Origin of the sequence: Aliiroseovarius sp. F20344 (genome assembly GCF_023016155.1) — a bacterium.
Classification (GTDB): Bacteria; Pseudomonadota; Alphaproteobacteria; order Rhodobacterales; family Rhodobacteraceae; genus Aliiroseovarius.
Genome location: NZ_JALKBG010000008.1, coordinates 603,397 through 626,784, shown reverse-complemented (window position 1 = coordinate 626,784; position 23,388 = coordinate 603,397). Strand labels below are relative to the sequence as shown.

The following is a 23,388-nucleotide window of genomic DNA, read 5'->3' as shown; positions in this document are numbered from 1 at the left end:
CTACCGAAAGGTGAATAAAAAATACCGCCTAATTAATAGTCAAATTTTTTCGCAATTTGTGTTAAAAGTACCGAGTGGGGGACATTTATTAATATTTTCAGACGCCCGGCAACTATTTTAGATCCGGACACATGACCCCTCGAATTTAAAAGATCCATTAGTTTCTCGAAAGAGAAATGCCTGTGGATTGTTAAATACTTGGAGGACTAAATTATGGTTGTAATTAACGGAAATGGTGCCAACAACACGATCACTGGCACGAATGGGAATGACACACTTCGAGGCAAAGGTGGCGATGACACCATTCGCGGTCTCGGTGGGAACGATAAAATCTTTGGTGGCATCGGTGCTGATCTGCTGCTCGGCGGCGCCGGAAATGATTATATCCACGCCGGACTCAACGGCTCCGGAGATTATGATGTCGTCAGAGGCGGCGCTGGAAATGATACGATTATTTCGAGCGGCGAAGGCGAATACTATGGCGGCTCTGGAAACGACTATTTCGTAGGCGGGTTCACCGACTTTGGCGCGACCGAGTTGCTGGACGGTGGCAGTGGCATTGACTGGCTTGATCTCTCGAACGTGCACGATAACTATACCATCAACATGACCACCGGTGTCACGTACTGGTCTGCCGAGTCCTTTATCAATTTCGAGAACATCCTGACCGGCCGCGGAAATGACAATGTGACCGGCACCAGTGGTAAGAACATCATCATGACCGGTGCTGGGGATGACACGATCAATGCCGGCGGTGGGAATGATATACTCGCCGGCGGAAAAGGCGCCGATACCTTGAATGGGGGATCGGGAACGGACACTGCTGACTATAGCAATGCGACCAGTTCGATCACGGTAGTCATTGATACCAACAGTGTCTACGATGGAACAGGAACCGATACCGTATCAAGTATCGAAAAGTTCAAAGGCAGTGACAACACTGATTATTTCTATTCAGATTACGGTGACAATTATACCTTCCTTGGCCGTGCCGGAAATGACTACTTCAACAAGACAGAATTCACCGGCGGCGGCAATATTCACACCTTCAATGGTGGAAGTGGAACTGACACATTTGTGGGATCCGGTCTTGGATCGGGCCATACGATCAACTTAACGAAAGGGAATATCTTTCTTGGTACAGCGGTACGCGACAAACTGATCTCGATCGAGAATGTCACCGCGTATAACGGCACGAGTGTTGTCGGCAGCCACGGGGACAATGTTTTGTCGTGCGTTGGCAGTTACTCTTATACCCTGAAAGGGAACAAAGGGAACGACACCATCAATGGCAATTCACTAGGTGACACTCTGTTTGGTGGCGCAGGGAATGACATTATCCGCGGAAACGGTGGCAACGATACTATCAATGGCGATCCGGGGAACGACAAGATGTGGGGCGGAGCTGGCTCGGACACATTCGTGTTCAAAGGCCAGTTCGGTAAAGACCGCATCAATGACTTTGACGCCTTTGATGGGAACGAGAAGGTCGACTTCAGCAATATCGGGGCCATCACAGGCTTCAATGACCTGATGAACAACCATGCCTCGCAGGTCGGCACCAATGTTGTGATCAAGGTTGGCAACAACAAAGTGACCCTGGTGGACGTCTATCTGGACGAATTGGATTCAGGCGACTTCCTATTTTGATGCAAGCATTTGCCCAGGGCGAGACAGTGTTCGGCCTGGGCGATTTGCAGAGCGTTAGTCCGGGTGTACCGATTAGACTCGACGCCAGATCGGGATTGCACACCAGAAAACCGTGTTGAAAAGAACCACCACAGACCAGGCGTTCACGCTTGGTCTGTGGTAGAGTTTTCCGCCTTACTGGGCGTCCAGCCTGTTCCTGATGTAACGCAGCACCTTTGGCGACATGGTCATGTCAATCTCTTCGTATTCAGATGGCAAACCGGTTTGGTTGAGTGGGAACATGTGGCAGACCCGCCGAACGACACCAAAACTGGATTTGAAAAAGAGCGGAGCGCTTCATCGGGTTGCAAGAAGCGTCTTCCATTCCCCAGGGCGAAACTGATGAAATGGTGCCCCACACGGACTCGAACCGCGGACCTACTGATTACAAACGGCCAAAATGGGATTTCTCAGGATTTCTCCAATCATCGCCAAACCGACATAAATGCATGAACTCAAACAGTATTTATTGACACTTCACGCGCTGATCTTTCATCACTGACGCCACGAAACGCTGCACAGTGCTTCCGATATGCTTCCGGATTTCGCAGCTAGGAGTGGATAAGAAGATGCCAAAACTGACCAAACGTCTTGTCGAAAGTCTAGCAGCAGAACCCAAAGAGCGCATCCTTTGGGATGATGAATTGGCAGGCTTTGGGGTCAGGATATATCCGACCGGACGGCGGGTCTATGTGGTGCAGTACCGCCTGCATGGGCGGACCCGGCGAAAGAACCTCGGGCAACACGGCGTACTGACCGCCGAGGAAGCCCGCAAGGACGCAAAGCTAGTGCAGGCAGATGTAGCGCGCGGGTCTGACCCCTCAGCAGAGCGCAAGGCGCGTCTGCGCAGCCCAACCATCAAGGAACTAGGAGAACGCTTCCTGACCGACCACGTAGCGCTACATTGCAAGCCAACGACCCTATACGACTATCGCAACATGCTGCGCGGTGTCGTGAACCCTGTTCTCGGTGGCATCAAAGTTTCTGAAATCACATTCACTGATATTCAAGCGTTTCACCTGAGACGGCGTGAAACGCCCTATCAAGCCAATCGCGGGGTCATGATCCTGTCGAAGATGTTGAACCTTGCCGAGGACTGGGGATTGCGCCCCATGAACTCCAACCCAACACGCCGCATCAAACGCTACCCAGAAGAAGAAAAGAAACGCTATCTGGACGAGGTTGAACAGGAACGCCTAGGTATGGTTCTGGCGAACATGCTGCAAAACGAAGAAATCACTCGGTACGTATTTGCCGCCTTCTATTTGCTTTTGCTGACAGGGTGTCGCCTTGGTGAAATCCAGAAGCTGAAATGGGATTATGTCACCCGCACGCATCTGGAGTTGCCCGACAGTAAGACCGGTCGTCGGCGCATCCCCCTGCCCCGCGAGGCTCGCGCACTACTGGACACATTGGAGCGCCGTGAGGGCAACCCTTATGTAATCTTAGGAACGCACTCTGAGGGCTACTACAACGACTTACAAAAGCCTTGGCGCAAAATCCGGGAACGCGCGGGATTGACTGATGTCAGGGTGCACGATCTGCGACACACCTATGCGTCAGTGGCAGTGATGAACGGGATTGATCCATTCACCCTGAAAGAAATTCTCGGCCACAAAAACCTGTCTACGACACTACGCTATGCGCACCTTTCTGATGATGCCGTGCAGAAAGCGGCGGGACAAATTGCCAATCGACTTGCAAGTGCGTTGGGAAGTGTGGCGTAAACCAAATAGTAAGTAGGCAAACAGTATTCAGCCAATTGAAAGATGTTAGCTTGGAATGAGCTCACGAGAAGAAATTGCCGACCGGGTTTCGGATGAAATTGTCGACAGGCTCCACCAACTCATAGAAGGACGGCGTGAAATTCACCTGTTCAAAGATAGGTTGGTTCATTTCTTGATCCGATACGAACGTTACTTGGCGAACACCCCACAGATCACGCGAAAGGAGCGCCGAACGCAGGTTTCTCGGCTTCGTGATAAAACTGCGGGTTTCTTGAGCGCGCTGGCTCAATTGCACGATGAAATCGAGCGCGATTTGAATTCCCAGTTGGATCACCTAACGCATGATGAGAGGTGGGAAGGGTTCGACTTCTTAAATAAAAATAAAGGGTTACCCCCCGAAGATGATACCCTGCAACAAGCAAAACGCGCGAGCGAGAGAATTCTCGAAGTATGCCAAGCAGAACTTGATCACCTCGAAACGACCAAAGGTGTTAAAAAGGGCAGTTTAAACCCTGCTCTAGACCAAATTCTTGTTGACTTGGCAGCATTGTTTGAAACGGAAACGGGGCTTCCAGCGCATTCACAATGCTATCGTGACGAAACCGCTTCTGATGAATTCAGTGGTAAATTCTTTCATATGGCAAAAGCAATTTTGGATGAGTTTTTGCCGGACAGTTTCGGCACTTCAATTGCCCTAGGGAGGCGCATCAATCGGGTCATTACAAAAGACTAATTTATTCCACACCACATAGGGTTCAAAATTTTCCCTATGTGGTGTTACAGAACAATTCCATTACGCCGCACTTTCACCTCAACGCAAACAGCGACAACGAGGTGAACATGACAAATGCAGATCAAAACAGCCAGTTAGTGGACGAACGCGAAGCCGCGTCGATCCTTTGCTATTCCGTCCGGGCCTTGCAGAATTGGCGGCATCGCGGTGGCGGTCCGAGCTTTGTGAAAGTGTCCGCCCGATCGATCCGGTATCGCCGTGCCGATCTGGAAAAGTGGATTGCGGATCGCACTGTGTCCAACACGTCGCAAGCACCAAACACATAAGAGTTTTGCCCCGCAACAGTTGGTAGCGGTTGTGGGGATTTTGGGGCCGAGAGGCTTTCAAACGGGGCGCGAGGTGTCGCCACCTTGCGCCCTTCCTATGCCTGCCAACAACATAAATTGGAGAAAGGAAATCCATGAGTAATTTACCAGATTACAAATTCCGGGTCGGGCTGATCACAGCCACGATTTGGAAGAATGACAACTTCTATTCTGTCGACTTCACACGCTCCTACAAGGACGCACAAGGCGATTGGCACAGCACTCAGAGCTTTGCCCATGCCGACCTTCTGAACATCTCTAAATGCGCTGAACGCGCCGAAAACTGGATTGCGAGAAAAACCAATGACCAAGCCTAATCAGAAAACCGAATTCAACTCACGGCCCCAAAACACAAGCTACCCCGCCGGAGGCTCTCACGCGTCCAGCGAAAGCAGCCAGTCGAAGGGCATGCGCCTCAAGAGGGGGGTGATAGTAGCACCCCCCTCTGGAAATACAGAACCCCCGGAAGACTATACCGTGTTGCATCGGGGCTTTGACACTCTGGCCCTGTCCATTCAGGCCAATATTGGCCCAGAACTGTTCGAATACTTGGAAGCGCAGAAAGCGATTGCCGAGGAAGAGCAGAAAGATGTGCTGATCTCCTATGGCGGCGCAGAGTTCCTGCTGAAGCCTTATGGCGGTAAGGGTTATCGTTTCTTGTTGGACGGCGGGCCGGAAGGCGCGAACTGGTCGATCAAGAAACCCAACGCGCGGGACAAATGGGGCATCCGCCTGTCCTTTGGGTCGTTCTTCATGTCCCTCTATGGTCTAGGTGCCGCCAAGGCCCATTGTGAGCGCGTTCTAGGCGCCTTTGGGGTGCGATATGGCCCGGAGGACGTTAGCATCTCTCGTGCCGACTTCTGCGTCGATGTGCTGGTGAATGGGTTGGTGCTGGACCCGAACAACTTGATCGCCCACTCAGCCGCCGGTCGCCGTGACAACATCACCTATGAGGACGTGGCCGTGCATGGCAAATCCGGCTGGGTATCGTCCGTCACATCCGGCAGCATCACCAACCGGCAGGTGATCATCTATAACAAACGGTCCGAGGTAATCGCCCATAGCAAGCGCCATTGGTGGGACATCTGGAACCATACGTTACGTAGTGGGGTTGGGAACACCAACGCCCCCTATACGTTACATAGGGGCCATGTTCCCGGCCCCCTGACCCCAGACAAGACCCAAGCGGCCCAGAACCAAGTCTGGCGGGTGGAATTCCGAGCGGGAAAGAGCCTCCTGAAAGACCGTTGGGACATCCGCACATGGGAGCAGTTCTTTGACCAGTTCGGAGACCTCTGCCGCTCGTCAGGAGAGCGTATCCGCTATACCGAACCCGACCCCAACGACACCAACCGCGCGCGCTGGCCGAACCACCCGCTCTGGGAGGTGGTCTGCGCCGAGATGAATGACGACCTGATCGAGATGCGCAGCGGTGCCGACCCGAACCCGATGAAGGAAGTGCACCGTGAGGAACACATCGCAAGCTTGCTCAAACAGGTCACCGGCACCTGCATCACAATGGCCGCGCTGGAAGGCTGGGAGCATGAGGAACTGCCCGTGGCGTTCCAAGGTATTGCAGAGCGTATGACCGAAGTTGTTAAGGATGATCCGGAACGGTCCGCCAAGCAGTTGCAGGATGCCAAGGATCGGTATGTGTTCACAAGGGAAGCCCGCGAGCCGCCTACGTAAGGTTACGTTACATAAGATGGAGAACTGCTGAGAGCGCCCTATGTAAGGTAACATGGGGCGCTCTTCTTTCGTGGGCACTGCAATGGTTGGCTCTAGTAGATTGGAAGAGGCAGTTCCCGGAAGTTTAATAGCAATCCCTATCTTGCGCCAAATTCGCCAATCAATCAGAATGCGAATTACATTCTTTGGGAATATTTATGCAAGACGACAAAGTAACAGGATCGGCCACCACAGAAGCGCTGGTAAGTGAAATTTTATCAGATGATGTTGAAGGTTTATCACTTCACCAGCTTCTCTCTGACAAAGATGTTAAAGCCGCACTAGTTGCGGAAATAAGAGACGCCGGAGTGCCAGCTCCGGGAATTGTATATCGGCTGATCGTGTTTGCTCTAGGCGGGTGTGAGCGCTTCTTGGGGGGATCGATAAAGTCCAGATTGCAGGCCTATATCGATCGGCACCAACAACTAGCGGGCATTTTTCAGAAGCTTATCGAGTTGCGGCATGGTGAGAAAACAAAGGACGAACTCAAGACTTCATTGCTGAGTGTTCTCAATGATGGCGGCAAGTTAGATACCGGTATCCAAGCAGATGAAGCTACCCCACTTGAGATGGTGATTGCATTACACACATCTAAAGAGCTTGGAGCTTTGGATCGTTCAATTACCGCGCTTGGAGACAACCTTTTATCAGATTTCCGGGATGATCTAGCAAATCAGTTCAATGAACTGATTGCACCAAATCTGAGATGGCAAAATGAGGTGAACAATTCGGACAGCCTCTCCGCTTTTGATCGGATAAAGTATACATCCGGAATTGATCAGTTCATAGGCAGAGAAAAGGAAACCGATCTTCTCCATAGGTTTGCCGGAGACCCATCTTTCGGGGGAAAGATATTTAATTTCAGATGGATGCTAATGACCGGTCCCGGCGGGGAAGGTAAGACAAGGCTGGCATATCATTTTACTCGGAACGAATTGAGCGAGCACTGGTATAAAGGCAAGTTGGATTTCGCTAGTTTAAAAGCATTCGATCAGCCAGAAAAGTGGCGACCGAGACAACCAACTTTCATTGTTATCGACTATGCACAAAGCGTTCCGCTAGAGATCAATAGGCTTCTGTTAGCATTCAGCGCCGAAGCGGAAAATTACGAATTCCCCGTGCGAGTGTTGCTCTTAGAGCGAAGTGCGGAGGCACGCTGGACGGACAAAATGCTGCCGGAGACAAACGATAAGCCGGTTATCGAGCAGCATAATTTCGGCGGAGACAGTGTTCGGGGTACAGTTATCTTGGCGCTTGCACCGACGCACATTGTCAATCTAATGCAGCACCGAATTGCAACGGCAGGACTTGAAGCTCCGGTGGGACACAAGCTTCTTAAACTAGCCCTCGGAGTCGATCCAAGAAGAGTTCCAGTTGAGATGCGTGGGCAGGTGGTTGCCGCTCCATCACCTCGCCCTCTTTTCGCGCTTGCAGTCGCAGAAGCAATCATCGAAGCCCTCAAGTCCGGACAAGAATTTCCTGACAGCTTTGAGCAGGAAAGTGTGTTGCGAGGGATCATCCAGCGCGATCGGCATACCATTTGGGAAAAAGCGGTTCCAAATGAAGGAATGCGCCGACGTTACGAAATGGGGTTGGCTATTGTGACATTAGCACAAGGTATTTCGCTTAGTGAACTGAGCAAAGTGAACTTTGAAGGTGCTTGTGAGTGGTTGCCACCGACCCCGCCAAATCACGATAGCATCGCCTTGGCTGCATTCGGGTATAGTGGCAATCATTGGCCCCAAATGGAGCCAGATATTTTGGGAGAGTTCTTCCTCTCGGAACAACTATCTAACTGTGAACTGTCTCTTGAACAACGCTCGGCCCTCGTCGGGGGCGCGATGTCTTGTGGGGAAGATCAATCCATCATCAGCCTGATCCGATTGGCAAGGGACTTTCCCAAGCGATTAGTAGATCTCAAACTAGCCGAGATCGCGCAAGTGGTTAGCAAAGATGAAGCTCTGCTAAGTTTCGGGCGGCTGACTATTGGTCTTTCGAGCGATTGTTTGGACGAAGAAACCGCACTTCAAGTATTCAAATCTCTGTTTGATCGTGCCGCCTGGAAAACGTCAACCCGACAGTCTTTGGATCTGGCAAAGTCAGCATACAATATCGCCAAATACGCTGGACAAGCAGGTAATTGGGCAAGAGTTGATGACATGCTTACAGCGCTGGAAACGTTGCAAACTGCATTCCCTGAGGATCGAGAGATTGCTCTGCGAATGGCACATGCAGCGGTCAACACTTCCGTTTACGCGGGAGATGCAGACGATTGGGCTAGGGTCGATGATATGTTAGCAAAGCTGGAAAGGCTGCGAGGCGCATTCCCTAAAGATTGCGAAATTGCTGTGGCGCTCGCGGACCTAACGTCCAATATCTTAAAACACGCGGGAGACGCAGGCGATTGGGCGCGGATCGACGATATGCTCGCAAGACTGCATGCGCTGCTAAAAGAGTTTCCTAAGGATCGCAGTGTTGCCCTAGCAGTAGCAAATTCAGCTATCAACATTTCCAAGTACGCGGGAGCTGCGGGCGATTGGGCGCGAGCCGATGATATTCTTGCATGGCTAGATATGTTGCGAAATGTGTATCCTGAGGATAGCGAAGTTGCCCTGACATTAGCAAAAACAGCGGTCAACATCTCCAATTATGCCGGAGATGTAGGTGACTGGGCAAGGATCGACGATATTCTTGCAAAGATGGATTCACTGCGAGGTATGTTTCCAAAGGATCACGAGATCGCTCTGACAGACTCCCAGATAGCCTTCAACATCACCAAATATGCAGCGGTTGCAGGAGATTGGACGCGGGTCGACGATACGCTTGCAAGGTTGGATGCACTGCGCAAAACTTTCCCTAGGGATCACGAGATTGCGCAGGAGGAGGCAAAAACAACGGTCAACATCTCCATCCACGCAGGAGCCTCAGGCGATTGGACGCGTATCGACAATATGCTTGCTAGGATGGATGCGCTGCAAGGTGTGTTCCCAGAGGATCACGAAATTGCTCTAACTGCTGCAATCATTGCGTTCAACATCTCCAACGATGCTGGAGCAGCAGACGATTGGGAGCGTGTCGACCACATGCTAGCACGACTGGAAACGCTGCGAGATGCTTTCCCTGAGCATCGCGAAATCGCTTTGAATCAGGCAAATGCAGCGGTCAACATCTCCTACTTTTCGAGAGCCGCAAGCGATTGGGAACGGGTCGACGATTTGCTCGCAATGCTGGAAACGCTGCGAGGCGCATTCCCGGAAGATCGCGAAATTGCACTGGTATTTGCAAAGACAACTTTCAACTTGTCCAAACGCGCGGGAAATGTAGGCGAGTGGGCGCGGGTCAACGATTTGCTAGCAAAACTGAATACTCTGCAAATCACGTTCCCAGACAGCCGCGAAATTGCTCTGGAAGAAGCAAAGGCCTTGGCCAATGCTCTCACAGTTGCGGGGGATGCAGGAGATTGGGCACGTATTGACGACATGTTTACAAGGCTGGATGTACTGCGAGAAGCGTTCGCGGAGGATCGCGAAATTGCGTTGAGAGTAGCAAGAGCGGCATCCGGTATCTCGTTTATTGCTGTAGAAGCACGCGACTGGACGCGTGTTGGCAAAATGCTTGCAAGGCTGAATGAGTTACGCGGCACGTTTGTTGAGGATCACGAAATTGTCTTGATGGAGGTAAAGGTAGTGGTCGGAATCTCCACTTACGCGGCTGATGCAGGCGATTGGACACGGCTCGACGATATGCTTGCTAGGATAAATGAAATTCTCGAAAGTGTCGGAAGCTTCACCTTCTCGGGCCCAGAAGGTTCACAAATTTCGCTTCTAGAGCTTCGAGATCGAGTTGCCCTTTGGCGGGAACTCGGAGCAGAGTAGAGAAATTCTGGCACATCGCCCAGACTATGTTGACGGCACATGCTGCCACATGCCGACCAGAATGCAATTCCTGTTCAAACTGCTTCTGCTTGACCGCGTCGAATCTATCACTTGACCGTAACGCACCTGCCACAGCCCAAAACCTGCTTCCGATATGCTTCCGGATTTTTCCAACCAAACGCAGTCATAATGTAGAACGCGGCAAACACTTGATATTATTTATAAAATGGTGCCCCCACACGGACTCGAACCGCGGACCTACTGATTACAAATCAGTTGCTCTACCAGCTGAGCTATAGGGGCACTTCGGTCGATCTAATTGCTTCTTTCGGAAGGTGCAAGAGAAAGTTCAACGTCGGCTTGCGCGCGCCATCAAAGCGACTGCACATAGGCCGACTGCGATCACCATTAATGCGGGGGGTGCGGCTTGGCCAAGCTGCTCAAGCGAGGCTTGTTCATAGACCCGCGTGGCCAGTGTTCCATAGTTAAATGGGCGCAGCAGAAGGGTCGCGGGCAGCTCTTTCACGCTATCGACGAAGACCAGCAGAAGCGCTGTGCCGACCGACCCGCGAATTAGTGGAAAATAGACCTCGGACAGGGTGCTGCCCGCAGACCGGCCAAGCGATCGGGCGGCCATCGGGATGTTGGGCGAAACACGCTCGATCGCCGCGTCGGTGGCCCCTTGCGCAATCGCGAAGAAGCGCACGCAATAGGCGTAGATCACCGCAAACGCGGTGCCGGTCATGACCAGTCCGGGGTCCCAGCCTGTCAGGGCCAACACTCCGTCTGCCATGGCATTGTCTGCCGCCGCCATGGGAATCAGTATTCCGATGCCCAGAACAGCCCCCGGTGCGGCGTAGCCAATGGTCGTGACCGGCATCAGTTTCCGGGCAAGCATATTTCCGGACAGGCGCACGCCGTAGACAAGGAACATAGCCCCCAGAACGGTGACAAGCGCAGCGATGGACCCCACGGTCAACGTGTTGATCAGTGCCGACACCAGCCCATTCGACAGCCAGTATTCTGGTTTTGACAAGGCGTGTGAAACCAACACGGAGACGGGCAATACAAAGCCAATTATAAACGGAACGCTGCACGCTGCCAAAGCCGCCACTCCGCCCCAGCGATCCAACTGGCGGGGTTCAACTGGGCGGCTTTGACGGGACATCCGGTAAAACCGGCTGCGCGACCGTCCGATTTTTTCAAGCGCGGCCAGTAGGAAAACGAAACCAAGTATGACCAAGGCAATCTGCGCTGCCCCGCCGGCATTGTGGCTCTCAAGCCAGACGGTGAAAATCCCTGTGGTCAGGGTTTGAACGGCGAAGTAATCAACCACCCCGAAATCGGACACTGTTTCCATCATCACAATGGCGACACCGGCTGCAATGGCAGGACGAGCCAAGGGAAGGCCAACACGCCAAAAACGTGCAAAGGGCCCTGCCCCCAAGGCACGGGCAACTTCGTAGGCATCTGCTGATTGTTCACGGAATGCCGCGCGAGCCAAAAGGAACACATACGGATTCAGCGCCGCACCCAACACCACGATAGCGGCCCAGCGAGATCGGATTTCTGGGAACCAGTAGTCGCGTGCGCTTTCCCATCCAAACAGGGATCTTAACCCGGTTTGTAACGGACCCGCATACTCCAGAAAATCAACAAGCGCGTAGGCGCCAACGTAGGCAGGAATGGCCAAGGGGGTGAGCAACAACCACTCTAACCAGCGTGCGCCCGGAAACCGATACATGGTGATCAGCCAGGCTGATCCTGTTCCAACGGCCGCCGAAAGAAACCCAACAGACAGCGAGATGACCATCGTGTTGATTACATAACGCGGCAACGTTGTTGCCATCAGGTGCGGCCAGGCATTTTCTTCGGGCGTAAACGCCAACCATAGGATCGAGAGAATGGGCAGCAAGACCAGCGCGGCAATCAAAATTGCCCCGAAAGACCAAATGTTTAGGCGCAACCGATTGCGGCCCACCTTATCTTTCCGAGTCTTTTGCTCAACCATATACCGGCTTTAACCTGAAATTAGTTTAACTGTCCAGAAATCCCCGGTATGTTTTACTCCGGCAGGACATCAGGACGCGGGCGATAGATGAAAATTGCAATACATATCGGTGCTCATTGCACGGACGAAGACCAGCTGACCAAATCGCTGCTCAAGAATGCCAACAAATTGTTCATCAAGGGCGTCGCTGTACCGGGGCCGACGCGCTATCGTGGTTTGCTTGGGCAAATCATGACGAAGCTAAACGGAAGCGTTGCAAATTCCAACACCCAAGACATGTTAATAGATGAACTGATCGACTCCAAACAGGCGGAAAGAATTGTGATGGGGCATCAGCACAGCTTGGGGACACATCAACAGGCGATTGAAGGCGGCAGGTTGTACCCGCTTGCTGGGCATAACTCAGCGGGGCTGCGAAAGCTTTTCCCGTCACATGACGTCAGCTATTATATCGGCATCAGCAACATCGCCAATTTCATGCCAGATGTTGCGGCGCGTTTGGATGACAAGACGCGCGCCCAGATGCTTGAAACGACCAATCCTCTGGAGCTCTATTGGGCGGATGTGATCGAAAGCATTCGCCAAGCAAACCCTGACACCCCGATCACTGTTTGGTGCAATGAAGACACGCCACTGATTTGGCCCGAAATAATGCATGCGATTTCAGGATTGGATGATGACACGCAACTGGATCGCGGTGACTTAGACATTCTAGAACAGATTACCAAGGAGGACGGAATGACCCGGTTGCGCAACTATCTGTTTGACAACCCCTTTCAAAACGAAGTCCACCGCCGCCGCATCTTGGCAGCCTTTCTTGATAAATTTGCGAAGGATGGCGTTGTTGAGCGCGAGATCGATCTTCCCGGATGGACCCAGGGCTTGGTCGATGAACTGACCGAGAATTACGAAGAGGATCTGAAAGACATTTCCGGGATTGAAGGCGTAACTTTGTTATCCCCATAAAAAAAGGCCCCACGAAGGGGCCGTTTTTTAGAAACTTTCGGGCAGACTTACATGCCCAGCGCTTCTTTATACATTTCAAGTACGGCTTCTTCTTCAGCGATGTCATTGGCGTCCCGTTTGCGAAGAGCAATAACTTTGCGCATGACTTTCGTGTCATATCCGCGACCTTTCGCTTCAGCCATGACTTCTTTCTGTTGATCCGCGATGTCTTTTTTCTCCATCTCGAGACGTTCAATGCGTTCGATAAACTGGCGCAACTCGTCGGCTGTGACGCGGTAGCTGCTTTGGGTCTGATGATCGTCCATTGGGCCCTCTTGCCTGTGATCGCCTGCGGTTCACCACGAGATGTGGCATCAACTGCGTATCTGCAGCATTTCGTGACAGGCATTGTTGCAATCCGATTTAGCCTGACAGATACCAGCCTTCAAGACCTCTCGGGGCTTGCGAAGCGTCATTGCGCGCTGTAGGCGCAGACAAACCGGAATAGGAGACCGCCATGGAGTGGCTGATTATCATTGGGGCAATCATGTCCGGCCTTGGCCTGATCGGACTGGTGGCCAGTGCGCTCAAGGTTATGAAAGCGAAGCGCGAAGGGCTTGACGACGCCGAGCTGCGCGCCCGAATTCAAAAGGCAATGGCGCTAAACATGGGCGCACTTGGCCTGTCGGTGCTTGGCCTGATGTGTGTGATCGTGGGAGTATCGCTGGGTTAAATTGGCAAAGGGCTTGTTTATCCCCTCGCCTCAACCCAGAACTTCAGCTCATAAATCGCTGAATTTTCGCCCATTTTTGATCAGCTCATCAAACATGGGGCTTGGCTCCCAGAATCGCGGCTCTTCCGCTTTCCACGACAACAGCGCGTTCTTAACAGTTAGCAGCCCAACCTGATCTGCCGCCATCATCGGGCCACCGCGATAGCGCGGAAAACCGTAGCCATACAGAAGCACAACATCCACGTCAGATGGGCGCAAAGCCACCCCTTCCGACACCAGGCGCGCGCCCTCGTTTGCCATGGCAAACAGGCAGCGGTCTTGGATTTCCTTGGCCGAGAAGCTGCGGGGAGTGATGCCAAGCAGCTTGCGTTCTTCTTGGATGATGGCCAGAACGTCCGGGTTTTCAACGGGTCCACCATCTTGATCATGGATGTAATACCCCCTGCCCGTCTTTTGCCCGAACCAGCCCTGTTCGCAAATCTTGTCTCCAATCGTGACATAGCGATCCTCGGGCGCACGCGTTGCTGCAAGCCGTTTACGCCGTGCCCACGAGATATCCAGCCCCGCCATATCCAGAACTTGGTAAGGTCCGATTGGGAACCCATAGGCGCGCATCGCCGCGTCAATCTGTGCCGGGCTTGCTCCATCCTCAAGCATGAAATCCGCAGCCAGGCGATAGGCTGCCAAAACGCGATTGCCGATGAACCCGTCAGCCACCCCGGCCCGCACGGGAACTTTGCGCAGTTTCTTGGCAAGTTTGAAGCCCGTTGCGACCACGTTGGGATCGGTTTTCTCTCCAACAACAATTTCTAGCAACTTCATGATGTGAGCGGGCGAAAAGAAGTGATAACCCACCACATCCTGAGGACGCGAGATCGTGGCGGCCAGTGCATCAATATCCAGATACGAGGTGTTGGTCGCCAGAATCCCGCCCGGCTTCATAACCGCATCCAACTGGGCGAACACGTTGCGTTTCACATCCTCGTCTTCAAACACGGCTTCGATGATCAGGTCGACCTTGGAAAGGTCCTGCATGTCGGTGGTGCCGGTTAGGCGCGACAGACGCTCTTCCCCCGTTGCTGCGTCGATACGCTTTTTCGCGACGGACTTGTCATAATTGGCGACGATACGTTCGACACCGCGTTCCAACCCGTCCTGATCGCGTTCAACCAGAACAACGGGGAAACCTGCATCTAGGCAAGAGATTGCAATTCCCGCCCCCATCGTGCCTGCGCCGACCACACCAATTGTATCGATCTTGCGCAGTTTCGCACCCTTCAGTTCGGGAACTTTGGCGGCACGCCGTTCAGCAAAGAAGGCGTGGCGCATGGCTGTCGCTTCAGGGCCAGTTTCACATTCGTCAAACGCAGCGCGCTCCATTGCGATGCCTGCTTCAAAGGGCAGGATTTGCGCGGCTTCAACGCAGTCGATGATCTTTGCGACCGAGGGCTGCGGATCGTTTTTCTTATTTTCACGTTGTTTGGCGACGGCATTGGCGAAACCAACAGCGTCCTGAAACCCTTCTATCCGATCACGCGTTGGAACCGTTTTTGCCCCCGCTGCGATCACATCTGTGGCCATGGACATCGCGGCCTGATCCACGTCTTCGTCCGCGATTTTGTCAATCAATCCAAGATCGTGCGCGTGCTTTGCGGAAATGAGTTTGCCGCTCAGCATCAATTCAAGGGCTGCTTCGGCACCGACGATCCGGGGAACACGCTGTGTCCCACCGCCGCCCGGCAAGACGCCCAGTTTTACTTCTGGCAGCCCCACCTTGGCACTGCGCAGGACAACACGGTAATGGCAGGCCAGAGCCAGTTCAAATCCCCCCCCCAATGCGTTGCCATGTACCGCGGCAATTGTGGGTTTCGGACTTGTCTCAAGCAGGTCACATATCTGCGAAAGGATCGGAGTTTCCCGCGGCCGACCGAATTCACTGACATCCGCACCCGCGGGGAAGGTCCGCCCGCTGGCGTTTAGCACAATGGCCTGAACCGCGTCATCAGCAATCGCGGCTTGGATCTTGTCCGACAGCCCAACACGCACCCCGTGGCTCAGTGCATTGACCGGCGGATTATTGATCGTGATGACTGCAATATTGTTTTCGATGCGAAGTGCGACAAGTTCGGACATGGTTCCTCCGTGATCAGTTCCCTTCAAGGGCCAGATCAAGGGTGGCGTTGTCAATGCCTCTTGGCGTCATTTGCAAAACTTTCCCGACCATTTGGTCGGTTTTGCCACTTGTGTGCCATATAACCGGTGATCAAACAGGCATATTGTCGAACAGATCGTCCGCGTCGTCGTCTTCCAACTTGTCTTCAAAGCGCCGAATGTCTTCCGGCACCGGCAGACCAAGCTTGTCCAGCTCTGCAATCTTTTCGCGCAGCTGTTCTTGCAAGACGTGCCGATCTTCTGGCCGCTTCGCAATCTCATCCAAGATCATACTGATCGAGGCCTTAAGCTCTTCAAACGCCATAGCGTCCTCCCTTCATTTCATCGAATGGGTTTGCACCCAATCTACGTAGTGGGGTGTCGCAGCAGGTCGCCCTGCAGCGACAATCCGTCATGCATGCTTGGCCGCGCAGTCGCGACAGAATGGTGTATGAGGCAGTACATTAAGGCGTTCGGGCGAAATCTCATTCCCACACTCGACGCAATACCCAAACTCGCCCTCATCCATTCGGGCAAATGCCGCTTTAATCTGCGCGATTTCAGTCTGTCCCGAGGTTCCAAGACCTTCCAGAACTTCATCCTCTTCGCGTTCCACGGCCAGTTCTTCCCAGTCTTTTGACTGGTGACTGTCCAATTCATCTTCAATCTCGTGAAGTCGTTTGTCCAGTTCATTCATGCGCGCGTTCAGAATGGCGCGATATTTGTTCACATCAACCATTGCGTTCTCCTTCGGATCAAATTTGAAGCGATATGCGGAGGTTTGCATTGATACAGGTCAAGCTTTTGGACGGACCTTATACCACCGGAATATCCACCTGATCAGCGGTTGCAGCAGGATCAGTGTCGGGCTGAGCCAGCACATTGCCTTGTAAAGGATCGGTATTCTGAGGTGCTGCCGATGTGATCGCTGTCAAACCCGTGAGATCCCTATTAGGCACTGCCGCTGTTTCAAATGCCATCGCGGGCCCAATGCGCAGTGCCCGTTGCCCCCTGACCTGCCCCAACCGGCAAGTTGTGACTTCAGCCCCATCCGTGTCCATCAGGCTGACTTGCCCAAGCGCTTGCAGCGGGACCGGCAGTACCATGCCGACCTCAAGACCAGCCACATCGGTCACCGGCAGCTGCACCTCATGTAGTATCGCGCGCAGCTCTGCCTGACAGGTCAGGGCCACATCCGCTACCGTTTGAACCTCTGCCCCATCGCCACCTGATGCTGCTTGTTTGGATTTTGCAGGAGGCTCTAACGGCAGGATCAACGTTAGAACGCCCCGCCTTGCGTCACCATCCAATCCCAGCTCAACACGGAACGTGCGATACACCACGTTTTCAAGCGTCAGAGAAATCACCTGGGGATCCATGAACGGCAAAGCATACCGATAGCCAGAGACACGCGCAGCCATGGATAAACCTGCGTCGGAAGCCTCGGTTTCAAAGCATTCCAATGTACGGTCTAAATAATCCGCGCATATCGCAGCATCAGTGCGTGTGGGTTCGCGGTTTGCCGAGGCATTCGCGGACAGTTTTCCAACTGTCATCGCCTCGACCAAACCAGCCGTAAGCTGGTTGTCCAATATCGCCATTCCGAAACTGCTGTCAGGTCCTTCAACCATGCACAAAAGCGCCTGCTCTGGAAGCTCGCCAAGAATACTCTCAAGCACCGCTGTACCTTCTGCGGCAGCCCCCACAGAAACCGCAATACTTGCTATATCCTGCCCGGCGCGGCGTAACGCATTGCCAAGCGCCCCTGTCACCGTCAGGGGGCTTATTTCCGCCGTAGCACGGCGCGCGCCCGCTTTGCGCTGCAGGACGCTGATGGTTTCTGTGTCGGCCATGTCCGCTCCAAGCGATCAATCGCTCTGACATTGCCGCGACAAGGTTTACAAATGATTGATTTGGGCGTGTGGATTGTCGGTTTGATGCAATCTTGCCCGCACTGGCAATGTCACACGGAAGGCACCGCCACTTTGCCCCGGAAGATAAGTGATCGAACCACCCAGCTTGTCCATAATCTCGCGACAAATGGCGAGCCCAAGACCAGCGCCACCAGCTGCGGCTTGGTCTGATAGGCGCGAGAATTTTTCGAATATCATCGACTGGCTTTCCAACGGCACGCCGCTGCCATTGTCCACAAAGTCCACTTGCAGCTCTCCGCCGCGCTCCCGCACCCGAATGGCCAGACGTTTGCCCTTGGCATCGCAGTATTTCGCGGCGTTTGAGATCAGGTTGATGAAGACCTGCGCCAAGCGGTCCGTATCCGTATAAAGGGCGATGCCTTCGTCTGATCGGTTTCTGTGAATATGGACCTTCTCTTGATCGATCACAGAACTGGTCGCAGCCAGTGCCCGATCCAAGACAGTGCGCACAGCCTCGCGTTTTGGATAGAGCTGCACCTGACCATTCTCCAAAACGCTAAGGTCCAGAAGGTCATCCAGCAACCTCGTAAGCCGCACGCTTTCATCATGAATGATCGAGGCATGCCGCGCGGCCGCTTCGGGATCATCCGCGCCCCCATCCCGCAGAATTTCCGAGAATGCGCGGATTGACGTCATGGGCGTGCGCAGCTCGTGGCTAATTTGGCTTAGGAAGGCATCTTTCTGGATCGACAGCTGTGTCAGTTTCTCGTTCACATCGGAAAGCTGACGCGCGGTCGTTGCGAGCTCTTCCTGCTTGGCTTCCATCAGAGATGTCTGTTCCAACATCTGTTGCGTTTCATCCGCCACAGCCAAAAGATCATCCACCGAAACCGTCGCCCCCCCCAGAATTTGGGCGATCATCGCATGTGCGGTTGCTGTGCCAACCAAACCTGACAACTCACGCTCTAAGCGCGCGATGAAATCTGGGGTTGTGTCCGGAAGGTAACCTTGTTTGCCTTGCTGTTCGGCCTGCGATTGGAACCAAGCCTGAGCCTGCTCTGCCCCCATGATTTGTTGCGCCATCACCAACAGGTCTTCAGACGTTGCTGCATTGAAGCTTCGCCCACGCGCAGAGCTTGTGTGATCAAGCACATTTACAAATTGCGCAGCCTGAAGGCGCTCCAACGGGCTGGGGAAGGACATCAGAGATATGAAAACGAACACAACGCAATTCAGGATCAACGACCAGAAAAGCGCGTGAACCACGGGATCCAACCCATCCACGCCAAACAAAGCTTGTGGGCGAAGGGCTTCGATCCCCCAAGGGCCATTCGCGAGCACGGATGCACTCATCACACCCGCTTCGCCAAAGCTGGGCAGAAACAAAGTGTAGGCCCAAATTGCGAACCCCGTGACCAGCCCGGCAACCGCGCCGCTGCGCGATGCACCGCGCCAAAACAATCCGCCCGCCATCGCCGGAAGCACTTGTGCCACACCTGCAAATGAGATCAGGCCAATCGCAGCTAACGCAGCACCGCCACCGGACAGGCGGTAGTAGAAATAGCCCAACGCCAGAATGGCCCCAATGGACAATCTGCGAGCTGCCAAAAGGATCTGGCGGGCGTCGCCGTATTCCGCAGCGCCGCTAAGGCGTGTTGATAGCCAGATCGGCATGATGATATGGTTTGACACCATCGTCGACAAGGCGATTGAGGCCACGATCACCATTGAAGTCGCGGAACTGAACCCTCCAAGGAAGGACAGCATCGCAAGGCCATCCTGTTCGAAGTAAAGCGGAAGCGTCAGAACAAACAAATCGGGGTTCTCACCCGCTGGCATCAGCGATAACCCGACGACAGCGATCGGGATGACGAAGAGGCTCATCAAAAAGAGGTAGAGGGGGAACGCCCAAGACGCCATGGCAAGCTGGCGCTCGTTCACGTTCTCGACGACAAGAACCTGAAACATGCGCGGCAGGGTCAAAAAGGCAGCCGCAGATAGGAACGTCAGCCCAACCCAGCGTCCACCTTGCATTGCCCATGCCCCTTCGGGCGCATCCTGAATGACCTGATCCATGGCTGCGGCGATACCTTGAGGACCACCGCCGATCCCCCAAACAACGAAGATCCCAACCGCCAAAAGCGCTACCAGTTTGACCACGGCCTCGACCGCGATCGCAGTGACAACGCCGTGATGACGTTCGTTTACATCAAGGTTCCGCGTGCCGAACAAGATCGTGAACAGGGCCAATCCACCCGCAACCCAAATTGCGGTTTGTTCAAGGTCTGGCACAGCCCACCCGGCGGAACGATCACGCGCAAAAACAGCAAATGACAATGTGACCGATTGCAGCTGGAGCGCGATGTAAGGCGTGGTGCCCACCACAGCGATCAGCGTAACCAGCACGCCCAGAAGATTCGACTTTCCATAGCGCGACGATACAAGGTCCGCGATGGACGTGACCCGTTGGCTGCGCCCCACGCGCACGAGCTTGCGCAGGAACCACCACCAACCGATCATGACCAGCGTCGGGCCGAGGTAAATGGTGACAAATTCCAACCCGGATCGCGCGGCATATCCAACGGCCCCATAAAAGGTCCATGCCGTACAGTAGACGGACAGCGACAGGGTATAGATCATGGGTGTGCTGAGGAATCGCACCTTGCTTCGGCGTGCGCGCTTGTCAGCGCCGAAGGCCACCAGAAACAACAGCACAACATACAAAAAACAGACGACGACCAGCGTGTTAAACGTCAGCATCAGAGGCGCCTTGTATCGTCGCTGGTTTTATCAATTCCACCTGAGCTTTCCGGCCGCCCCGTATCTTCACCAGATGCATCCTGATCCAGATTCTGGCCAAGGAAAAATGACAGAATGCCAGCTGAAAAGATCAACAGGAACCAAGCGGTAAACACATATGCCAACCGCATTGATCCCACCTCCCCGCCAACCATAAGCGGCAGCAGAAAGAGGATCACACCCAGAAGAGGCAGCAAACGCGCTGCATCCTCGATCCGGCGTTTTCTGTAACTTTGACGGGCGAGGAATAAAGGTTCGCGCGGGGTTCTCATGCAGGGTCCGCCTTTTCAGTTAGCCCCCGACCAGCTCGCGCAGATTGCTGAGCATCTCGGTGTTAGAGAAAGGCTTGGTCATGAAACGATTGACGCCTAAGCGCTGTGCCAGCTCCCGGTCAGTTTTCTGACCGCGCGCTGTCAGCATTAGGACAGGCAGTGCGCGCGTTGCATCTGAACTGCGCAGATCCTGCAAGATATCATAGCCAGACTTGCCGGGCAGCATGACATCCAGAATCAAAACATCAGGCGATACATCATGAACGGCCTGAACAGCGGTTGTTCCACTGGAGTGGATCGACACCTTCCAACCTTCACGGCTTAGAATAAAGCTGATGGCCTCGGCGATGTTTGGTTCATCCTCGATAACCAGCACCTGTTTTGTCATGAAGTCCTCCCCCGGGATGCGCATGGCCGCAACCTCTTGTGACTATTGCCAAGAAAGTGGTCTCAATCAAGCGAAACACGTGAAGTACATCTATCACGGGAGGTGGCGATGGCGCTGTTAGAGGGGAGAGCCTGCCGATAGGATGGTCGCCTCACGTCGGGCGGCACAATCGGTGCGAGGGCACACACGGCAAGACGACCCGACCTCGGTTGGCGTTGCATGCACCAAAGCTTCATCGTCCAAAGTGTCATTCAGTTCTCGGATCAGCATATAGGCTTCAAACGCAGCTGGGCGGTCAAACGATGGTGCATCTTTCTGAACACATATTGCTTGGCAGACAAAGCGGCGGCGCGCCCCGCCCGGATGGCGCACCACCGCCCTCACCGGTCGTTCCGGCTGGGAAAGCGCTTGAAACAAAGGCCAATACGGGCACGCGGCACCAAAGCGGGGCAAAGGAAAACCGGGAAGCGTTCTGCGCAACTCCAATGCGCCCGCCCCGTCACAACTGACCACCCCAGCGCTGACCGTTTGAGACGTCGTGGGCAAAAACGCGATCCGCCGCATGACCGCTGGCAGCGCTTGCCCAAACTTCTGCGCAAGCGCCGTTGGGTCCCAGTTCAAGACATTCCGAGCCGCGTTGAATTCCTCTTCCGGCATCGCCTGTGCGTCCGCGATGTAACGTTCCAGAAATTGCCGCGCCATGTCCTGCGCTTCTCTAGACGTCAGGGCATCGTCGCCCGCAATCACCTGCCCGATCGCTTGATCCCGAACTCCGGTTTCCCACGCGGTCGGATTCTCCAACACAGGGAAGTAATGATCATTTTGATCCAGAAATGTCGCAAGTTCTTCGGACGGACCGATGGGCACAACGTCTTCGCTGGCCCCTGCATCCAAAAACTCAACCAATCCCTGCGCTGCGGTGGACAGACGCATTCCTTCATCGCGCATGTTACGCAGGAATCTGTCCTGCCATTCCTGGTCCACCTCACCACCGCCTGACAAAATGGCCGCTGTCGACCGGATCGCCGTCACCGCCGAGATCACCTCGTGCAATGACGCGGCAAGTTCGGGGTCGTGCGTCAAACGGTCTGAGAGCGCTTCAACCATTTGCTCCAGCTCGTGAATGCGCTGGTTCTGAGCCATCACCAGTGACGCCCAACCGGGAAATCGGCCAGCGAAGTCTTCTGACTTCTCCAGCTCTGCCTGCGCATCTGGAATACGTTTGTCAGCTTCGCTCAGCGCACCCAAAAGCGCAGCTTCTGCCCCTTCGGCCAGAACGGATGGGTCGGTTTTAAGTTCCTGTGCGATGACATCCAGAAGCGCGTCACCAACGCGTCGGCGGTTGTGCTCGATCAGATTCAGATATGCCGCGGATATCCCCACAGACTTGGCCAGACTTGCCTGTTTCAGCCCCAAAACAAGGCGACGTTCCCGGATACGGCTTCCTGTCAATCGGGATTGGGGCATCGGCGTATTCAGCTTTCATGCATTGGGTTGGTGTTTTCGTCGACTTATCAATCGAACCAAGGCTACCTCGGCGGCTTTACAGAAAGATGCATACTTTTTAGCGCTTTAACAGAGAATTTTCCCTACGCCTCCCCTCCAGCCCAGTTTGTTTACAAGCCCCGTATGTGATTTAACATCTTCAACTGAACCTCCAACGGCGAAATACCGCCGGGATTTCACTTTGAAGTAACAGTTGAGTTTCCTTGACCTCGCAATCGCCTAGAAAGAGTATGAAAACTGCATTCATCCAGGAGGATATGATGAAAAAATCAGTATTGACCCTTGCCTGTGTGGCGTCGTTGGCCCTGACCGCCTGCATGAACCGCCCACTAACAGATCAGGAAAAAACCATCGCCGGCGGTCTTGCTGGTATCGGTGCTGGTCTGATCACGGCCAACGCCATTGGCGCCAACAAAAACTGGACTGTTCTGACCACCTTGGCTGGCGCTGCCGCCGGTATCATGGTTGCGCGCAACTATCAGACCAACATGTGCGCCTACTCGAATGGCGACGGCACATACCGCGAGCGTCCCTGCCCGGTCTGATTTCGGACCAGCATGGCAAGAAATCACGCGCGTCAGAAATGGCGCGC

20 protein-coding genes and 1 tRNA gene are annotated in these 23,388 nt (G+C 53.8%); 10 read left to right on the top strand and 11 right to left on the bottom strand.

The features are described 5' to 3' along the window. Positions 1 to 213 precede the first annotated feature (213 nt). The 7 genes from MWU55_RS12005 (at position 214) to MWU55_RS11975 (ending at position 10,117) form a co-directional block, all read left to right on the top strand. Complete coding sequence (locus MWU55_RS12005) at positions 214 to 1,650, top strand: calcium-binding protein (protein ID WP_246936411.1); 1,437 nt, start codon at positions 214 to 216, stop codon at positions 1,648 to 1,650. Between the two features lie 608 nt (positions 1,651 to 2,258). Next, positions 2,259 to 3,416 (top strand): site-specific integrase, encoded by a 1,158-nt coding sequence (locus MWU55_RS12000; protein WP_246936410.1) that lies wholly within the window; start codon positions 2,259 to 2,261, stop codon positions 3,414 to 3,416. Positions 3,417 to 3,471: 55 nt separating this feature from the next. Next, the gene (locus MWU55_RS11995; protein WP_246936409.1) at positions 3,472 to 4,149 is read left to right on the top strand and encodes a hypothetical protein; all 678 of its coding nucleotides are present in this window, start codon (positions 3,472 to 3,474) and stop codon (positions 4,147 to 4,149) included. Between the two features lie 107 nt (positions 4,150 to 4,256). After that, positions 4,257 to 4,475: a helix-turn-helix domain-containing protein gene (locus MWU55_RS11990; RefSeq protein ID WP_246936408.1), complete on the top strand. Its 219-nt coding sequence runs from the start codon at positions 4,257 to 4,259 to the stop codon at positions 4,473 to 4,475. A gap of 134 nt (positions 4,476 to 4,609) precedes the next feature. Beyond that, positions 4,610 to 4,831, top strand: coding sequence for a hypothetical protein (locus MWU55_RS11985; protein WP_246936407.1), 222 nt, complete (start codon positions 4,610 to 4,612; stop codon positions 4,829 to 4,831). 109 nt (positions 4,832 to 4,940) lie between these two features. Then, positions 4,941 to 6,203, top strand: coding sequence for a hypothetical protein (locus MWU55_RS11980; protein ID WP_246936406.1), 1,263 nt, complete (start codon positions 4,941 to 4,943; stop codon positions 6,201 to 6,203). Positions 6,204 to 6,400: 197 nt separating this feature from the next. Continuing rightward, positions 6,401 to 10,117, top strand: coding sequence for a hypothetical protein (locus tag MWU55_RS11975; RefSeq protein WP_246936405.1), 3,717 nt, complete (start codon positions 6,401 to 6,403; stop codon positions 10,115 to 10,117). Positions 10,118 to 10,344: 227 nt separating this feature from the next. Here MWU55_RS11975 and MWU55_RS11970 read toward each other — a convergent pair. Then, positions 10,345 to 10,420 (bottom strand) — tRNA-Thr (locus MWU55_RS11970). Between the two features lie 46 nt (positions 10,421 to 10,466). Continuing rightward, positions 10,467 to 12,128 carry an iron ABC transporter permease gene (locus tag MWU55_RS11965; RefSeq protein ID WP_246936404.1) on the bottom strand — a complete coding sequence of 554 codons (1,662 nt, stop codon included), beginning with the start codon at positions 12,126 to 12,128 and terminating at the stop codon, positions 10,467 to 10,469. A gap of 87 nt (positions 12,129 to 12,215) precedes the next feature. Here MWU55_RS11965 and MWU55_RS11960 point away from each other — a divergent pair, with 87 nt between their 5' ends. Next, positions 12,216 to 13,094 (top strand): hypothetical protein, encoded by an 879-nt coding sequence (locus tag MWU55_RS11960; protein WP_246936403.1) that lies wholly within the window; start codon positions 12,216 to 12,218, stop codon positions 13,092 to 13,094. Positions 13,095 to 13,141: 47 nt separating this feature from the next. On the opposite strand, the gene MWU55_RS11955 is transcribed toward MWU55_RS11960, so the two are convergent. Next, positions 13,142 to 13,399, bottom strand: a complete 258-nt coding sequence (locus MWU55_RS11955) for a DUF2312 domain-containing protein (protein ID WP_246936402.1) — start codon at positions 13,397 to 13,399, stop codon at positions 13,142 to 13,144. A gap of 191 nt (positions 13,400 to 13,590) precedes the next feature. Between MWU55_RS11955 and MWU55_RS11950 the strand changes: the two genes are divergently transcribed. Beyond that, positions 13,591 to 13,806 carry a hypothetical protein gene (locus MWU55_RS11950; RefSeq protein ID WP_246936401.1) on the top strand — a complete coding sequence of 72 codons (216 nt, stop codon included), beginning with the start codon at positions 13,591 to 13,593 and terminating at the stop codon, positions 13,804 to 13,806. Positions 13,807 to 13,854: 48 nt separating this feature from the next. Here the strand turns inward: MWU55_RS11950 and MWU55_RS11945 are convergent, their stop codons facing one another. The 8 genes from MWU55_RS11945 to MWU55_RS11910 form a co-directional block, all read right to left on the bottom strand. Then, positions 13,855 to 15,939: a 3-hydroxyacyl-CoA dehydrogenase NAD-binding domain-containing protein gene (locus MWU55_RS11945; RefSeq protein WP_246936400.1), complete on the bottom strand. Its 2,085-nt coding sequence runs from the start codon at positions 15,937 to 15,939 to the stop codon at positions 13,855 to 13,857. Between the two features lie 130 nt (positions 15,940 to 16,069). After that, positions 16,070 to 16,282, bottom strand: a complete 213-nt coding sequence (locus MWU55_RS11940) for a hypothetical protein (protein WP_246936399.1) — start codon at positions 16,280 to 16,282, stop codon at positions 16,070 to 16,072. An 87-nt stretch (positions 16,283 to 16,369) separates the two neighbouring features. Further along, the gene (locus MWU55_RS11935; protein ID WP_246936398.1) at positions 16,370 to 16,696 is read right to left on the bottom strand and encodes a TraR/DksA family transcriptional regulator; all 327 of its coding nucleotides are present in this window, start codon (positions 16,694 to 16,696) and stop codon (positions 16,370 to 16,372) included. 76 nt (positions 16,697 to 16,772) lie between these two features. Then, positions 16,773 to 17,810 (bottom strand): FliM/FliN family flagellar motor switch protein, encoded by a 1,038-nt coding sequence (locus MWU55_RS11930; RefSeq protein ID WP_246936397.1) that lies wholly within the window; start codon positions 17,808 to 17,810, stop codon positions 16,773 to 16,775. Between the two features lie 45 nt (positions 17,811 to 17,855). Next, the gene (locus tag MWU55_RS11925) at positions 17,856 to 20,591 is read right to left on the bottom strand and encodes an ATP-binding protein (RefSeq protein WP_246936396.1); all 2,736 of its coding nucleotides are present in this window, start codon (positions 20,589 to 20,591) and stop codon (positions 17,856 to 17,858) included. After that, positions 20,591 to 20,902, bottom strand: a complete 312-nt coding sequence (locus MWU55_RS11920) for a hypothetical protein (protein WP_246936395.1) — start codon at positions 20,900 to 20,902, stop codon at positions 20,591 to 20,593. The genes MWU55_RS11925 and MWU55_RS11920 overlap by 1 nt, the downstream gene beginning before the upstream one ends. 19 nt (positions 20,903 to 20,921) lie before the next feature. Beyond that, positions 20,922 to 21,290 (bottom strand): response regulator, encoded by a 369-nt coding sequence (locus MWU55_RS11915; RefSeq protein ID WP_246936394.1) that lies wholly within the window; start codon positions 21,288 to 21,290, stop codon positions 20,922 to 20,924. Positions 21,291 to 21,407: 117 nt separating this feature from the next. Further along, complete coding sequence (locus MWU55_RS11910; protein ID WP_246936393.1) at positions 21,408 to 22,757, bottom strand: helix-turn-helix transcriptional regulator; 1,350 nt, start codon at positions 22,755 to 22,757, stop codon at positions 21,408 to 21,410. Between the two features lie 299 nt (positions 22,758 to 23,056). Here MWU55_RS11910 and MWU55_RS11905 point away from each other — a divergent pair, with 299 nt between their 5' ends. Continuing rightward, entirely contained in the window at positions 23,057 to 23,341 is a 285-nt protein-coding gene (locus MWU55_RS11905) for a glucose-6-phosphate isomerase (RefSeq protein ID WP_246936392.1), read from the top strand. Positions 23,342 to 23,388 lie beyond the last annotated feature (47 nt).

Coding starts and splice junctions, on each gene's coding strand:
- MWU55_RS12005 (WP_246936411.1), top strand. CDS start 214: ATGGTTGTAATTAACGGAAATGGTGCCAACAACACGATCACTGGCACG.
- MWU55_RS12000 (WP_246936410.1), top strand. CDS start 2,259: ATGCCAAAACTGACCAAACGTCTTGTCGAAAGTCTAGCAGCAGAACCC.
- MWU55_RS11995 (WP_246936409.1), top strand. CDS start 3,472: ATGAGCTCACGAGAAGAAATTGCCGACCGGGTTTCGGATGAAATTGTC.
- MWU55_RS11990 (WP_246936408.1), top strand. CDS start 4,257: ATGACAAATGCAGATCAAAACAGCCAGTTAGTGGACGAACGCGAAGCC.
- MWU55_RS11985 (WP_246936407.1), top strand. CDS start 4,610: ATGAGTAATTTACCAGATTACAAATTCCGGGTCGGGCTGATCACAGCC.
- MWU55_RS11975 (WP_246936405.1), top strand. CDS start 6,401: ATGCAAGACGACAAAGTAACAGGATCGGCCACCACAGAAGCGCTGGTA.
- MWU55_RS11965 (WP_246936404.1), bottom strand. CDS start 12,128: ATGGTTGAGCAAAAGACTCGGAAAGATAAGGTGGGCCGCAATCGGTTG.
- MWU55_RS11960 (WP_246936403.1), top strand. CDS start 12,216: ATGAAAATTGCAATACATATCGGTGCTCATTGCACGGACGAAGACCAG.
- MWU55_RS11955 (WP_246936402.1), bottom strand. CDS start 13,399: ATGGACGATCATCAGACCCAAAGCAGCTACCGCGTCACAGCCGACGAG.
- MWU55_RS11950 (WP_246936401.1), top strand. CDS start 13,591: ATGGAGTGGCTGATTATCATTGGGGCAATCATGTCCGGCCTTGGCCTG.
- MWU55_RS11945 (WP_246936400.1), bottom strand. CDS start 15,939: ATGTCCGAACTTGTCGCACTTCGCATCGAAAACAATATTGCAGTCATC.
- MWU55_RS11940 (WP_246936399.1), bottom strand. CDS start 16,282: ATGGCGTTTGAAGAGCTTAAGGCCTCGATCAGTATGATCTTGGATGAG.
- MWU55_RS11935 (WP_246936398.1), bottom strand. CDS start 16,696: ATGGTTGATGTGAACAAATATCGCGCCATTCTGAACGCGCGCATGAAT.
- MWU55_RS11930 (WP_246936397.1), bottom strand. CDS start 17,810: ATGGCCGACACAGAAACCATCAGCGTCCTGCAGCGCAAAGCGGGCGCG.
- MWU55_RS11925 (WP_246936396.1), bottom strand. CDS start 20,591: ATGCTGACGTTTAACACGCTGGTCGTCGTCTGTTTTTTGTATGTTGTG.
- MWU55_RS11920 (WP_246936395.1), bottom strand. CDS start 20,902: ATGAGAACCCCGCGCGAACCTTTATTCCTCGCCCGTCAAAGTTACAGA.
- MWU55_RS11915 (WP_246936394.1), bottom strand. CDS start 21,290: ATGACAAAACAGGTGCTGGTTATCGAGGATGAACCAAACATCGCCGAG.
- MWU55_RS11910 (WP_246936393.1), bottom strand. CDS start 22,757: ATGCCCCAATCCCGATTGACAGGAAGCCGTATCCGGGAACGTCGCCTT.
- MWU55_RS11905 (WP_246936392.1), top strand. CDS start 23,057: ATGAAAAAATCAGTATTGACCCTTGCCTGTGTGGCGTCGTTGGCCCTG.